The following is a 13,263-nucleotide window of genomic DNA, read 5'->3' as shown; positions in this document are numbered from 1 at the left end:
GGTCTCGGGAGGCCGGGGCCTCGGTGTGCTGGTCCGCTGCGATTGTGCATCACCGGCGGTGTCCGGCGCACAGTGGCCGACGGCACCGCGCCCCGCGCGGCCCGGAGGCGGCGCGGGGCGCTGCGTGATGCGGACGGTGCTCAGTCGGGCCGGTGGCCGCCGGGAAACTTCATCGTGGTGCTGCGGGCGAGCTCATGGCTGAGCTGTTCCAGTTCGCTGCCGCCCGCCATTTGGCGGGTCAGCTCCTCCAGCGCGATCTCCGCCTTGGTGTGGCTGCCGGCCATCGTGCCCCGCTTGAGGAGGACGAAGCGGTCGCCGACGAGGTAGGCGTGGTGCGGATTGTGAGTGATCAACACCACGCCGAGTCCGGCGTCCCGGGCGGCCGCGACGTACTTGAGGACCACGCCGGACTGCTTGACGCCGAGCGCCGCCGTCGGCTCGTCCAGGACGAGGACCTTGGCTCCGAAGTAGACGGCCCGGGCGATGGCGACGCACTGCCGCTCCCCGCCCGAGAGGGTCCCGATGGGCTGGTCGACATCGCGCAGGTCGATGCCCATCCGCAGCAGTTCGCTGCGGGTGGTCTCGCGCATCGTGCGGACGTCGAGCCGCTTGAACGGGCCGGCTCCGGTGGTCGGCTCGGAGCCGAGGAAGAAGTTCCGCCACACCGGCATCAGCGGGACGACCGCCAGGTCCTGGTAGACGGTGGCGATCCCCCGCTCCAGCGCCTCGCGCGGCGAGGACAGGGACGCCTCCGCACCCTCGATGGTGAAGCTGCCGGCGTCGTGCCGGTGCAGCCCCGCGATGATCTTGATGAGGGTGGACTTGCCGGCGCCGTTGTCGCCCAGGACACAGGTGATCTCCCCGGCGTGCACCTCCAGGGACACGCCTTCCAGGGCCCGGACGTGACCGTAGTACTTGCTGACGTCCGTCAGCTCGACCAGTGCCGTCATCCCTTGTCCTCCGCCCGCTTGCGGACCCATGCGTTCAGGAGCGTGGCGAGCAGCAGCATCGCGCCGAGGAAGAACTTGTACCAGTCCGGGTTCCACTGCGCGTAGACGATGCCCTTGCTGGCCATGCCGAAGATGAAGGCGCCGACGGCGGCGCCGATCGCCGAGCCGAAGCCGCCGGTCATCAGACAGCCGCCGACCGCCGCGGCGATGATGTACAGGAACTCGTTGCCCACGCCGTCGCCGGACTGGATCGCGTCGTACGAGAACAGCAGGTGCTGTCCGGAGATCCAGGCGGCGAAGGCGACGCCCATGTAGAGACCGATCTTGGTCTTGTTGACGGGGACGCCGACCGCCCGCGCGGCATCGGCGTTGCCGCCCACCGCGAAGATCCAGTTGCCGACGCGGGTGCGCAGCAGGATCCAGGTGGCGAGGGCGACCAGCCCGATCCACCACAGGATGGTGATCTGGATGTCGACCCCGCCGACGGAGAGGTGCGAGGCGAAGACCGCACGGGCGGACTCGAAGCCCTCCATGTCGGCGATGGACTTCGTGGAGACGGTGCCGCTGATCAGCTTGGTGAAGCCGAGGTTGAGGCCCGTCAGCATGAAGAAGGTGCCGAGCGTGATGACGAAGCTGGGCAGCCTCGTCCGGGTCAGCAGGACGCCGTTGAACACCCCGATCGCGAGGGTGACCAGCAGGGACACCCCGACGCCGACCCAGGTGTTGGCGGTCATCTGGTAGCTGAACATCGACGAGACCAGCGCTGAGCTGACGACCATGACACCGGCCGACAGGTCGAACTCCCCGCCGATCATGAGCAGCGCCACCGGGACGGCCATGATGCCGATCGTCGAGGACGCGTAGAGGACGGTGGACAGGCTGGAGGCCCTCAGGAAGGGCTCGGCGATGACCGAGAAGAAGACGAAGACCGCGGCGGCGCCGACGATCGAGCCCAGCTCGGGGCGGCTCATCAGGCGGCGCGCCAGTGAGCGGTGCAGCAGCCGTTCGTCCTTCTTGCCCTGGGTGCCCCCGGGGTTCCCGCCCTCGGCGGGCTGTGCGGCGGATGCGGGGGTCTCGCTCATCGGGTCCCCCGCTTCGCGTACTCCTCAAGGGCCCCGGCGTCCTTGTTGGTGATCACCTGGGGTCCGGTGAGCACCGGCTTGCCGCCGCCGAGGACATCGGCGTTGTACTTGTACAGCCACAGCAGGTCGACCGCCTGGTAGCCCTGGAGGTAGGGCTGCTGGTCGACGGCGAAGCCGAGGGCGCCGTCCTTGAGGCCGGCCGCGACCTGGGCGTTGAGGTCGAAGGTGTCGATCTCGGCCTGGCTGCCGGCCTGCTCCTTGGCCTTGACGGCGGTGGGCGCGAACGGCGCGCCGAGCGTGACGACGGCGTCGACGGACGGGTCCGCCTGGAGCTTGGACTCGATGGAGGACTGCACATCGGGCATGTTGGTGCCCTCGACGTACAGCTTCACCAGATCGCCCTTGAAGGTCTTCTCGGCGCCCTCGCAGCGCTGCTCATGGCCGACGTTGCCCTGCTCGTGCAGGACGCAGAGGGCCTTCTTGCGGCCGCGCCGGTTCAGCTCCTCACCGACCGCCTCACCGGCCACCGTCTCGTCCTGCCCGATATGGGTGAGCGCGCCGAACGCCTTGGACACCTCGGCCCCGGAGTTCACCGTGACCACCGGGATCCCGGCCCGTACGGCCTTGGTGACGACGTCCTTCATGGCGCTGGGCTTGGCCAGCGAGACGATCAGCCCGTCGACCTTCTGGTCGATATAGGACTGCACCAGCTGGCTCTGCCGCTGGGCCTCCTCGTCGTGCCCGTAGACGAACTTGATGTTGTCCTTGGCGGCGGCCTGCTGAGCGCCGTTCTGCACGATGTCCCAGAACGTGTCGCCGTCTCCCGAGTGGGTGACCATCGCGAATGTCCACCTCGGGGTGTTCACCGCGGCCTTTCCGCCGGCGGCCCTGGCGGTGCGCTCCTCCTCGGCGCGCTTGCCTCCGGTGCTGCTGCACCCCGCCAGGGAGGCGCCGAGCACCGCCGCCAGCACGGCGCTGACGACGCGTCCCCTTCTCCGAACCCTTGCCACGAGGACTCGCCCTTCCCGCTGATCTTGCCGTGTCGGCTGTGTTGCTTCGCTGCGCGTCGGTTGTCTGCGCCGCGTGGGGTTCCCGGTCCGGGCACGGGGACGGTGCCGTCCACCGGTGCCCGCCGGCCGGGCCCAATCGACCAAGTATCCGTTACCGGCGATCTGTCCTGGTTCACCGGGTCCCGGCTCCCCTGTCGCGGCGGGACGAGCGCCGCAGCCCCCTTTTGTCAGAACATTCTGACGAGCAGACGTCGCGCCGCTTCAGGGCCGCACCAGCAACTGGAATTCGAAGGAGTAACGGGAAGCCCGGTAGACGTGTGAGCCGAACTCGACCGCCCGCCCGGTGTCGTCGAACGTCGTGCGCTGCATCGTGAGCAGCGGCGCCCCCTCGGCCTCGTCCAGCCGCCGCGCCTCCTCCGCGGTCGCCGCGCGGGCGCCGACGGACTGACGCGCGCTGTGCAGGGTGATCCCGGCCGACCGCATCAGCCGGTACAGGCCGGTCTCCTCCAGCTCCGCGGTGTCCAGCTTCAGCAGCCCGGCGGGCAGATGGTTACGCAGATGGGCGACGGGCTCACCGTGCGCCAGCCGCAGCCGCTCGACCAGCGCGACCTCCGCCCCCTCGGCGACGCCCAGCGCCGCGGCGACCTCGGCGTCCGCCTCGGCGGTGGTGTTGAGCAGGACGCGGGTGGCCGGCTTCTGCCCGGCGGCCTCCAGGTCGTCGTAGAGGCTGCTCAGCTCCAGGGGCCGCTTGACCTGGCTGTGCACGACCTGGGTACCGATACCCCGGCGGCGCACCAGCAGCCCCTTGTCCACCAGCGACTGGATCGCCTGCCGCACCGTCGGCCGGGACAGCCCCAGCCGGCCGGCCAGCTCGATCTCGTTGCCGAGCAGGCTGCCGGGAGCCAGCTTGCCGTTCTCGATCGCCGCCTCGAGCTGCTGCGACAGCTGGAAGTACAACGGGACCGGGCTGTTCCGGTCCACGCTGAACTGAACGGGGCTCTCGGCGCCCAGGGCTTGTTCGGTATCGCGTTTCCCCACCTCGCGAGCGTATCCGCCCCGGCAGATGACGGGAAGTCCAGAGGTCACATTGTCCGGACAAGCACCCTCCGGGCATCCTTGTCACTGACGGCCCATCAGCCCCGTAGTGGCCGGTCACCCCCTGTAGCGGCCCTCGGCGGCATCGCCCGGCCCCGCGGCCGCGGCGGCCTCGGCCAGGCGGTCGAGGAGCTCGGTGGTGCGCTTGGCGACCGTGTCACGGTCCCCCTCGGAGAGGGCCGCGCCCATGCCGACGGCAGCGGCGCCCGCGCCGATCCACTCCGGCGCGCCGTCGACCGTCACCCCGCCCGCCGGCAGCACCGGCGCGTGCGGCAGGGCGGCACGGACTTCCCCGAGCCAGGCCGGGGAGTGCGCCGAGGCGGGGAACAGCGTGAGCGCGTCGGCACCGAGCTCCAGGGCACGGACCATCTCGGTCGGCGTCGACACGCCGGGGAAGACGGGGATGCCGTAGCGGTGGCCGGTACGGATGACCTCGGCGTCGAGGCTCGGTGAGGCCAGGAAGCGGGCGCCCGCGTCGACTGCCATCCGGGCCGATGCCCCGTCAAGAACCGTGCCCGCGCCGATGACCGCATCGTCCCCCAGCTCGCGCGTCAGCGTGGTCACCGCTTCCAGCGCGAAGGGCGTGGTGAGGGATATCTCCAGGCTCGTGATACCCGCCGACAGCAAGGTGTCGGCGGTGGCGCTCGCCTCGTCGTAGGTCTCGCTGCGGACAATGGCGAAAACCCGCTGCGCCAGTGCGGCCCGGGTGATCTCCCAGCGATACACGGCAGTTCGCCGTCCTTCCTTTTCTCCGAGGCTGACATCCGTGAGCCTTCCGGTCTCCGCGGCCCGCCGGCATCTCCCCGGACACGGCCGATACGACATTTTCCGGGCATGCCGCAGCAGGCGACCTCACATGGTCTCTTTTCCGCCGATCCCCGCCCACCTCTCGCCCCCTCCCCGGCCCTTCCGCCCCCTCCACCCCTTCCCGGCTTCTCCCCGTCCACCGAAACGCTACCGGGCCCCACTGACAATCCCGCCGGGAGTGCGCACAGCGGAGCGGCCGGGGTGCACACGCACCCCGGCCGCCCGTGGGATGACCGGCGTATGGCCGGTGTTTGGTTGGTGCCGGGTGTCAGCAGCCGTGGTCGACCAGGTCGAACGACTTGTAGTGGTCGGCGGTGTAGTAGTCCTCCTTCTCCTGCTCACCGGTCACGATGCGACGCGCACCACGGTCGGGCGAGCCCGGCGTGATGACGGTGTACTCGTGGTAGTAGCCGGTGTCGTGGGCGGGAAGGATGCCCTCACGGTTGTCGAAAACCGTCCCGTCCTTCGGGTACGGGTAGGGCCCGCCCTTGGCGATCAGGTCGAGCGTGTCATGGGCCTGCGAGGGGAGCCGGGAGTAGCAGATCTTGCCGACGCCCTGTACCCGCACGGCCGCCTCGTACGCCGTCGTGGTGTACGAGGTGTACGAGGCGGCCGCGGCCGGACGGGCCGTGGCGGCGGTGGAGGTGTCGGGGGTGGCGGCGACCGCGGTTCCGCCGAGAAGGAGTGCCGACGCGAGGGCGCCTACGGCGCCGATCCTGGTGATCCGTGGGGGGATTCTCATACCGTCAAGCATGACGCGCGTAGACATGTCCCTGTCAATGCCAAGAGGGAGAAGTTTCCCGGAAGTTCACAAGAGCCCGAACCGGCCACCCCACCCCGCACCGGCCGACGCAGACCAACCAGCCGGCTGCCTTGTCCTGCCCGCCCGATTTGCCTCAGAGGCAAAACTTTTGCCCGACAGGCGAAGGGTCGTTATACCGGGGATATGACCGAGCTCCCCGAGGAGCCCTCCGGCACTCCGGAGGAGCTCTCCACCGTCCCGCCGCGCCTCCGCGACCTGCGGAAACGCAGCGGTCTCACGCTGGAGACCGCGGCTCGGCTGGTGGGGCTCTCGCCCGCGCACCTGTCGCGGCTCGAAACGGGCCGGCGGCAGCCCTCACTGCCGATGCTGCTGGCGCTCGCCCGTACGTACGGCACCACGGTATCCGACCTGCTGGGCGAAACCGCTCCCGAGCGGGATCCGATCGTGCGGGCCGGCCGCGCCGAGCCGTCCGAGGCCGGCGGCTGGACGTACTGGACCGTCGGCGGCGCCGGCCGGGCGATGCAGGCACTGCGGGTGCATGTGCCGCAGCGGGCACAGCGCGAGCTGGTGCGCGTGCACCCCGGCGAGGAGTGGCTGTACGTCCTCAAGGGGCGGCTGCGGCTGACCCTCGGCGCCGCGGTGCACGTGCTGGGCCCGGGGGACGCGGCGCACTTCGACTCGCTGACCCCGCACCGTATCGCCGCCGCCTCACGGGGCGGCACGGAGCTGTTGTTCGTCCACACGCTGCTGCAGAGCGGCGCCGCCGAGCTGTGCCTGGGTGACACCGCGCCCCGGCGCGGCCTGTGAACAGGGAAGGAAGCCCCGCCGTGCCCGACCACGCCACTCCCCCGTCCACCGGTTCCACCGCACCGTCCGCTGCCGCGCCGTCCCCCTCCACCGGGGCGGCCCCGGCCCGCCCCTACGTCGAGAACACACCGCCCCGTGGGGTCTACGTCCGGGTGTTCATCTACGTCGTGGCGACACATGTACTGCTGGCGTTCATGAGCCTCCTGATGGTCATCGCCACGTCCCGCTAGGTGTGCCCCAGACACCCCCGGGCGCCCCCAGACACCCCCGGGCGCCCGCAGGCACCCGCAGGCTGATCCACGGAGATCGGGGGGACAGGCCCTAACCTGGGGCAGGGCGTGTCTCTTGGGTCTGCTCGGGGTTGCCGACCCATCAGACACGCCCTGAGCCCGGCCCGCACCTCTCCGCGGAGCGCCCTCAGCGACCCAACTCCCCGTAGTGGGCGGCCAGTCGGTGCGCCCCCTCCGTGGTGAGCGAACCGTGCGGCCGCAGGCGGGCGATACCGCCGTCGGGATGCTGGTTGAGGCGCAGATGGGTGAAGCGGCGGCCGGTGTCGACGGTGTGGCGGGGTATGCCGTCGGTGGTGGTCATGCGCGCCGGGTCCGTTCGAGCAGGGCGCCGGTGGGCTCGGCGAGGGTGGTGCCGTCGTTGATCCTCCGGCCGCGCAGCCAGGTGGACCGTACGACGCCGTGCAGGGTCTTTCCCGCGTACGCGGTGATTTTGTTGCGGTGCTGGAGGGCCTGGGGGTCGACGGTGAAGGTCTCCTCGGGCGCCAGGACGGCGAAGTCGGCGTCCCGGCCGGGCTCGATGGCGCCCTTCCGGTCGAGGCCGACCAGCGCGGCCGGGGCGGTGGCCATCCAGCGCACCACATCGTCGAGGGAGTGACCGCGCTCGCGGGCCTCGGTCCAGACGGCGGGCAGGCCCAGTTGGAGGGAGGAGATACCGCCCCAGGCCGCGCCGAAGTCGGCGGTCTTGAGGTCGGCGGTGGAGGGCGAGTGGTCGGACACGACGCAGTCGATGGTGCCGTCGGCCAGTCCCGCCCACAGCGCGTCCCGGTTGGTGTCCTCCCGGATCGGCGGGCAGCACTTGAACTCCGTTGCGCCGTCCGGGATTTCCTCGGCGGTCAGGGTCAGGAAGTGCGGGCAGGTCTCGACGGTGATCCGGACGCCGTCGCGCTTGGCGGCGGCGATCAGCGGCAGCGCGTCGCCGGAGGACAGGTGCAGCACATGCACCCGGGCGCCGAGCCGCCGGGCGAGGCCGATCAGGCCGGCGATGGCGTCGTTCTCGGAGACCCGGGGGCGGGAGGCGAGGAAGTCGGCGTACTTGGGGCCGTGCGGTGCGGGCGCCGCGGCCAGGTGCCCCGGGTCCTCGGCGTGCACGATCAGCAGGCCGCCGAATCCGGCGATCTCGCCGAGGGCGAGGGCCAGTTGCTCCTGGTCGACCTCGGGGAACTCGTCCACACCGGAGGGCGACAGGAAGCATTTGAAGCCGAACACCCCGGCGTCGTGCAGGGGGCGCAGGTCCTTGACGTTGCCGGGGACGGCGCCGCCCCAGAAGCCGACGTCGATATGCGCCTTGCCGCGGGCGACCGCGCGCTTGGCATCGAGGTGGGCGGTGGTGGTCGTGGGCGGGAGGCTGTTGAGCGGCATGTCCACGAGGGTGGTGATACCGCCGGCGGCGGCCGCACGGGTGGCGGTCCAGAAGCCCTCCCACTCGGTACGGCCGGGGTCGTTGACGTGCACGTGGGTGTCGACGAGGCCGGGCAGCAGGGCGTCGTCGCCGAAGTCCGCGAGCCGCGCCCCGGCCGGGACCGCGGCGCCGTACGGGAGCACCGCGTCGATCGTGCCGTCATTGACGGCGACGGACGCGGCGCGCGTCCCCTGCGGAGTGACGACGCGCGTGGAGCGCAATACCAGTGCCGTGTCGGACACCCGGCCCCTCCTCCTCGTATCGTGGTCGGGCTCGTACCGCGGTCGGAAATCCGGAGTTTCCCGGTTCGGATCAGCAGGAAAACAGACTCCGGACAGGTCCTTCGCACAGGCTTCGGAATTCAACAGGCTGTTGAAGGAGTCTTCCCCCCGACCCCCGGCCCGTCAACCCCTCTCCCCCGCCGCTCACCAGGGTGCGGAAGATTCCACACATTGGATAATGGGTTTCACGTAGCAAAACCCCGGCCGGACCCACCGCACCCCCGGGCGGGCACCTCCCATCTCCCGCCCAACGGCCGTACTCCGGGACAACGAGGGTCTGACCGGCGGGAATGCCGACGGGGACGAGAGCGCGAGAGGCCGTGTGCCGGCGCAGGGGCGACCGGTAGGCTGCTCCGGTCGGACCCGGCACCCACCCGTCCCGGCCGGGACCGATCCGCCCCGCCCTGAAAGGAACGCGACGTGCCGTCGTCCAGCGCCAGCACCTCCGCCGCCGACTCCAAGCCCGCGGGCGCGAGCGGCGGCGTCCAGTCCCTCGAGCGCGCCTTCGACCTGCTGGAGCGGATGGCCGACGCCGGCGGCGAGGTCGGCCTGAGCGAGCTGGCCGGCAGCAGCGGTCTGCCGCTGCCCACCATCCACCGTCTGATGCGCACGCTGGTCGCCTGTGGTTACGTACGCCAGCAGCCCAACCGCCGGTACGCACTCGGCCCCCGCCTGATCCGGCTCGGCGAGAGCGCGTCGCGCCTGCTGGGCACCTGGGCCCGGCCGTTCCTGGCCCGCCTGGTGGAGGAGACCGGGGAGACCGCCAATATGGCCCTGCTGGACGGCGACGAAATCGTCTACGTGGCGCAGGTCCCCTCCCGGCACGCGGTCCGGATGTTCACCGAGGTCGGCCGCCGCCTCCTGCCGCACTCCACCGGCGTCGGCAAGGCCCTGCTGGCCGGCCACCCGCCGGAGGAGGTCCGCGCGCTCCTCGGCCGTACGGGGATGCCCGCCGCGACCGAGAAGACGATCACCGACCCGGACCGCTTCCTGGAGGCACTCGCCGAGGTGCGCAGGCTCGGGTACGCGGTCGACGACAACGAGCAGGAGATCGGTGTCCGCTGCCTCGCGGTACCGGTGCCCAACTCCCCCACCGCGACGGCGATCTCGATCTCCGGACCGACCGGGCGGGTGACGGACGCGGCCACCGAGAAGATCGTGCCGATCCTGCAGGACGTCGCGGCGCAGCTGTCGGTGGCACTGGCCAACCAGACACCGGCGTAGGGCCTCTCTCTTCGCTCTCCGTGGCCCGCGTCCCGCACTCACCGGCCGCGCGGCAGCTGCCCGAAGCGGTCGATGCCCTCACGTACGTCGGTGAGCGCGGGCGACAGCGCGCTCACCGAGCCGACCGCCCCGGCGATCAGCAGCAGCGAACGGCGCAGCCTGGGCACCTCCGGCAGTCCCTGGCTGACCATCGCGTCCAGTGCGGCCAACTCCTCATCGGCGGCCGCGCGGTCCGGTAACTCCGCGGGCAGCACGGCCAGCTGACGGCGCAGCCGGGCCACCGCCCCGCGCAGCTCCTGGACGCGTGGGTCACGCTCGCCCTCGCTCACTCGCCCGTCCCTCTGCGGCTGTCCCACAACGACGGCGTCCTCCAAGACCGTTGCCGCCCACATCGCGGGACAGTTAACGCCACTGCGCGCGGGCCGCGCCACACGGAGCGCGAAAAAATCGGATCAGCGGCCGGAACCGGGGCCGGACCGCCGGCAGCACGTCCGTTCCCCCCGGCACCCGTTGGTATGGGCCTGCCCGGTCCGGGCGTACGCGGAGGCGGAACAGAGCATTCTCCCCACCGAGGAAATATCCGGCATATCACTGGATCGGAGAACGCCATGGAGCCCCGCACCGGACCCGGCACCGGACCGAACCGACCCGATGTCAGCGTCGTACAGCTCATCTGCCGCGCGTACGGCCTGTCCGACGCGTCGGAGATCACCATGGACCACATACACCGCTACGTCGCCGAACGCCCACGAGTGGAGGAACCCGCCCACCCGCCGCACAAGCGCTTCCGGGCGGGCATCCCCCGCCCACGGGCGTCCGGCGACGCGGCCTGACCGCCCAACGGACCACACCGCTCGGTGCCATGAGGTAGGCAGTCCCCATGACACCGACACCAACACCGCCACCGCCACCGCCACCGCCACCGCCGACACCCCCTACGGCCTCCGCGAACGAACCGCCGGCACCGGCACGGCCCGAGGGGAGGGTGGCCGGCCTGCTGCTCGCCGCGGGCGGCGGCCGGCGCCTGGGGGGACGGCCCAAGGCGCTGCTCGACCACCGGGGACGGCCGCTGGTCGAGCACGCCGCACGGGCCCTGCGGGACGGCGGCTGCGACCCGGTACACATCGTGCTGGGCGCGGCCGCCGATTCCGTACGCGCGCGCGCCGACCTCTCGGCGTACGACGTCTCGGAGAACCCGGACTGGTCGCGGGGCATGGGCACCTCGCTGCGGGTGGGCCTTGCGGCGCTGGCCGGTTCGGGCGCGGACGCGGTCGTGGTGTCCCTGGTCGACCAACCGGGCATCGGCGCCGCGGCGGTGGCCCGGCTGATCGCCGCGTACGTGGCGGGCGCGGATCTGGCAGCCGCCTCGTACGGCGGACGGCGCGGCCATCCGGTCCTCTTCGCCGCCGGGCACTGGCCGGACATCGCGGCGACCGCCGAGGGCGACCGCGGCGCACGCGCCTACCTCCAGCGGCATGCCGACGCCCTGACCCTCGTCGAGTGCTCCGACATCGCCGAGCCGTACGACATCGACACACCGGAAGACCTGTACCGCCTGGAGCCGCACCGGAGCGACGACGGCGGACAGTGAGGGAGCGTGACGGGAGTGGCAGCAGGAGTGGCACCGGGAGTCATTCGATCACCACTTCTCTCGACCGGAGAATCTCGACGTCAACAAACCATTGAACTTCCGCAATAAGGAAACTACTCTCCACTGATCAGAAGCGCCCTGAACCCACCCGGCGCCCGCGACCGCTCGCCGGAGCCCGCGGCACCCGGTGCCGCCGGTGTCCCGGCGGCCGCCAGGCACCGCCGCTGAATGGAGTGACAGCTCATGTCCGCACCAGCGCCGTCCCCGCTGGCCATCGTCGGAACCGACCCCGCGCACACCCCCGAACGGCAGGGCGAGATCCTCACCGACGCCGCGCTCGCCTTCGTCGCCGAACTGCACCGCCGGTTCACCCCGCGCCGCGACGAACTGCTCGCCCGCCGCGCCGAGCGCCGCGCCGAGATCGCCCGGACCAGCTCGCTGGACTTCCTCCCGGAGACCGCGGCCATCCGCGCCGACGACAGCTGGCGGGTCGCCGGGGCCCCGGCCGCGCTCAACGACCGCCGGGTCGAGATCACCGGCCCCACCGACCGCAAGATGACCATCAACGCGCTCAACTCGGGCGCGAAGGTCTGGCTCGCCGATTTCGAGGACGCCTGCGCCCCCACCTGGACGAACGTCATCACCGGCCAGCTCAACCTGATCGACGCCTATGAGCGCCGCATCGACTTCACCGACCCGGCCTCCGGCAAGTCCTACACCCTCAAGCCGACCGAGGAGCTCGCGACTGTCGTGATGCGGCCGCGCGGCTGGCACCTGGAGGAGCGCCACCTGCGGTTCGAGGGCCGCCCGGTCCCCGGCGCGCTGGTCGACTTCGGCCTCTACTTCTTCCACAACGCGGACCGCCTGCTCTCGCTCGGCAAGGGCCCGTACTTCTACCTCCCCAAGACCGAGTCGTACCTCGAGGCCCGCCTCTGGAACGACATCTTCGTCTTCGCCCAGGACTACGTGGGCATCCCGCAGGGCACCATCCGCGCCACGGTCCTCATCGAAACCATCACGGCGGCGTACGAGATGGAGGAGATCCTCTACGAGCTCCGCGATCACGCCTCCGGCCTCAACGCCGGCCGCTGGGACTACCTCTTCTCCATCGTCAAGAACTTCCGTGACGGCGGGGCGAAGTTCGTCCTCCCGGACCGCAACGCGGTCACGATGACAGCCCCGTTCATGCGCGCCTACACCGAACTCCTCGTCCGCACCTGCCACAAGCGCGGTGCGCACGCCATCGGCGGCATGGCCGCCTTCATCCCCTCGCGCAAGGACCCGGAGGTCAACAAGGTCGCCTTCGAGAAGGTCCGCGCCGACAAGGACCGCGAGGCGCACGACGGTTTCGACGGCTCCTGGGTGGCCCACCCCGACCTGGTGCCGATCGCCATGGCCTCCTTCGACGCCGTCCTCGGCGACCGGCCGAACCAGAAGAACCGCCTCCGCGAGGACGTCTCCGTCTCCGCCGCCGACCTGATCGCCATCGACTCCCTCGACGCCGAACCGACGTACGCGGGCCTGGTGAACGCCGTCCAGGTCGGCATCCGCTACATCGAGGCCTGGCTGCGCGGCGTCGGCGCGGTGGCCATCTTCCACCTCATGGAGGACGCGGCCACCGCCGAGATCTCCCGCTCGCAGATCTGGCAGTGGATCAACGCGGGCGTCGAGTTCGAGCACGCCGGAGAAACCGTCAGGGCCACACCGGAACTGACCCGCGCGATCGCCGCCGAGGAACTGGCCGCCATCCGTGCCGAGTTGGGCGCCGAAACCTTCGCCACCGGCAAATGGCAGCAGGCCCACGACCTCCTCCTGAAGATCTCCCTCGACACGGAGTACGCGGACTTCCTGACACTGCCCGCTTACGAGTCGCTGGACTGATCCGCTGCGACGGTGAGTGGGGGTGTACGTCAGCGGTCCGCTGCCTACGGATGATCGCTTACGTACACCCCCACTCGTCTTTT

Annotated in this window: 14 protein-coding genes and 1 pseudogene; 6 read left to right on the top strand and 9 right to left on the bottom strand. The window is 71.0% G+C overall.

Annotation, left to right across the window (positions count from 1 at the left end):
* Positions 1–140: 140 nt before the first annotated feature.
* From AZE13_RS12070 to AZE13_RS12045, 6 genes are all read right to left on the bottom strand, one after another.
* Entirely contained in the window at positions 141–950 is an 810-nt protein-coding gene (locus tag AZE13_RS12070) for an ATP-binding cassette domain-containing protein (protein WP_066930001.1), read from the bottom strand.
* Entirely contained in the window at positions 947–2,032 is a 1,086-nt protein-coding gene (locus AZE13_RS12065) for an ABC transporter permease (RefSeq protein WP_066929999.1), read from the bottom strand. The genes AZE13_RS12070 and AZE13_RS12065 overlap by 4 nt, the downstream gene beginning before the upstream one ends.
* Positions 2,029–3,003, bottom strand: coding sequence for a sugar ABC transporter substrate-binding protein (locus AZE13_RS12060; protein WP_066929997.1), 975 nt, complete (start codon positions 3,001–3,003; stop codon positions 2,029–2,031). Before AZE13_RS12060 ends, AZE13_RS12065 begins: the two co-directional genes overlap by 4 nt.
* 300 nt (positions 3,004–3,303) lie before the next feature.
* Complete coding sequence (locus AZE13_RS12055; protein WP_066930630.1) at positions 3,304–4,023, bottom strand: GntR family transcriptional regulator; 720 nt, start codon at positions 4,021–4,023, stop codon at positions 3,304–3,306.
* A 171-nt stretch (positions 4,024–4,194) separates the two neighbouring features.
* Positions 4,195–4,863: a bifunctional 4-hydroxy-2-oxoglutarate aldolase/2-dehydro-3-deoxy-phosphogluconate aldolase gene (locus tag AZE13_RS12050; RefSeq protein WP_066929995.1), complete on the bottom strand. Its 669-nt coding sequence runs from the start codon at positions 4,861–4,863 to the stop codon at positions 4,195–4,197.
* 349 nt (positions 4,864–5,212) lie between these two features.
* Complete coding sequence (locus AZE13_RS12045; RefSeq protein ID WP_066929993.1) at positions 5,213–5,686, bottom strand: ribonuclease domain-containing protein; 474 nt, start codon at positions 5,684–5,686, stop codon at positions 5,213–5,215.
* A 204-nt stretch (positions 5,687–5,890) separates the two neighbouring features.
* Here AZE13_RS12045 and AZE13_RS12040 point away from each other — a divergent pair, with 204 nt between their 5' ends.
* Positions 5,891–6,514 (top strand): helix-turn-helix domain-containing protein, encoded by a 624-nt coding sequence (locus AZE13_RS12040; RefSeq protein ID WP_066929991.1) that lies wholly within the window; start codon positions 5,891–5,893, stop codon positions 6,512–6,514.
* A gap of 20 nt (positions 6,515–6,534) precedes the next feature.
* Positions 6,535–6,744: a DUF6126 family protein gene (locus tag AZE13_RS12035; RefSeq protein WP_066929989.1), complete on the top strand. Its 210-nt coding sequence runs from the start codon at positions 6,535–6,537 to the stop codon at positions 6,742–6,744.
* Between the two features lie 226 nt (positions 6,745–6,970).
* Here the strand turns inward: AZE13_RS12035 and AZE13_RS39235 are convergent.
* Positions 6,971–7,075 (bottom strand): annotated as a pseudogene (locus tag AZE13_RS39235) (allantoicase); the annotation flags it as partial.
* A gap of 26 nt (positions 7,076–7,101) precedes the next feature.
* A complete protein-coding gene (allB, locus tag AZE13_RS12030) occupies positions 7,102–8,445 on the bottom strand; it encodes an allantoinase AllB (protein ID WP_066929987.1) in 1,344 nt (447 codons plus the stop codon).
* A 459-nt stretch (positions 8,446–8,904) separates the two neighbouring features.
* Between allB and AZE13_RS12025 the strand changes: the two genes are divergently transcribed.
* Positions 8,905–9,708 (top strand): IclR family transcriptional regulator, encoded by an 804-nt coding sequence (locus tag AZE13_RS12025; RefSeq protein ID WP_066929985.1) that lies wholly within the window; start codon positions 8,905–8,907, stop codon positions 9,706–9,708.
* 38 nt (positions 9,709–9,746) lie between these two features.
* Here the strand turns inward: AZE13_RS12025 and AZE13_RS12020 are convergent, their stop codons facing one another.
* Positions 9,747–10,082: a DUF5955 family protein gene (locus tag AZE13_RS12020; RefSeq protein WP_398780141.1), complete on the bottom strand. Its 336-nt coding sequence runs from the start codon at positions 10,080–10,082 to the stop codon at positions 9,747–9,749.
* A gap of 234 nt (positions 10,083–10,316) precedes the next feature.
* Here AZE13_RS12020 and AZE13_RS12015 point away from each other — a divergent pair, with 234 nt between their 5' ends.
* The 3 genes from AZE13_RS12015 (at position 10,317) to aceB (ending at position 13,180) form a co-directional block, all read left to right on the top strand.
* A complete protein-coding gene (locus tag AZE13_RS12015) occupies positions 10,317–10,541 on the top strand; it encodes a hypothetical protein (protein ID WP_066929981.1) in 225 nt (74 codons plus the stop codon).
* Positions 10,542–10,693: 152 nt separating this feature from the next.
* Entirely contained in the window at positions 10,694–11,299 is a 606-nt protein-coding gene (locus tag AZE13_RS12010; protein ID WP_066929979.1) for an NTP transferase domain-containing protein, read from the top strand.
* Positions 11,300–11,542: 243 nt separating this feature from the next.
* Positions 11,543–13,180 carry a malate synthase A gene (gene aceB, locus AZE13_RS12005; protein WP_066929977.1) on the top strand — a complete coding sequence of 546 codons (1,638 nt, stop codon included), beginning with the start codon at positions 11,543–11,545 and terminating at the stop codon, positions 13,178–13,180.
* Positions 13,181–13,263: the final 83 nt, after the last annotated feature.

The sequence above is a fragment of the Streptomyces sp. NBRC 110611 genome (genome assembly GCF_001590865.1).
In the GTDB taxonomy this organism is placed as follows: domain Bacteria; phylum Actinomycetota; class Actinomycetes; order Streptomycetales; family Streptomycetaceae; genus Streptomyces.
The sequence above is the reverse complement of the archived record's forward strand: the minus strand, read 5'-3'. Positions and strand labels throughout refer to the sequence as shown.

Excerpts from the sequence above, each read along its gene's own strand:
- AZE13_RS12045 (WP_066929993.1), bottom strand. The coding sequence starts at position 5,686 with ATGAGAATCCCCCCACGGATCACCAGGATCGGCGCCGTAGGCGCCCTC.
- AZE13_RS12040 (WP_066929991.1), top strand. The coding sequence starts at position 5,891 with ATGACCGAGCTCCCCGAGGAGCCCTCCGGCACTCCGGAGGAGCTCTCC.
- AZE13_RS12070 (WP_066930001.1), bottom strand. The coding sequence starts at position 950 with ATGACGGCACTGGTCGAGCTGACGGACGTCAGCAAGTACTACGGTCAC.
- aceB (WP_066929977.1), top strand. The coding sequence starts at position 11,543 with ATGTCCGCACCAGCGCCGTCCCCGCTGGCCATCGTCGGAACCGACCCC.
- AZE13_RS12065 (WP_066929999.1), bottom strand. The coding sequence starts at position 2,032 with ATGAGCGAGACCCCCGCATCCGCCGCACAGCCCGCCGAGGGCGGGAAC.
- AZE13_RS12015 (WP_066929981.1), top strand. The coding sequence starts at position 10,317 with ATGGAGCCCCGCACCGGACCCGGCACCGGACCGAACCGACCCGATGTC.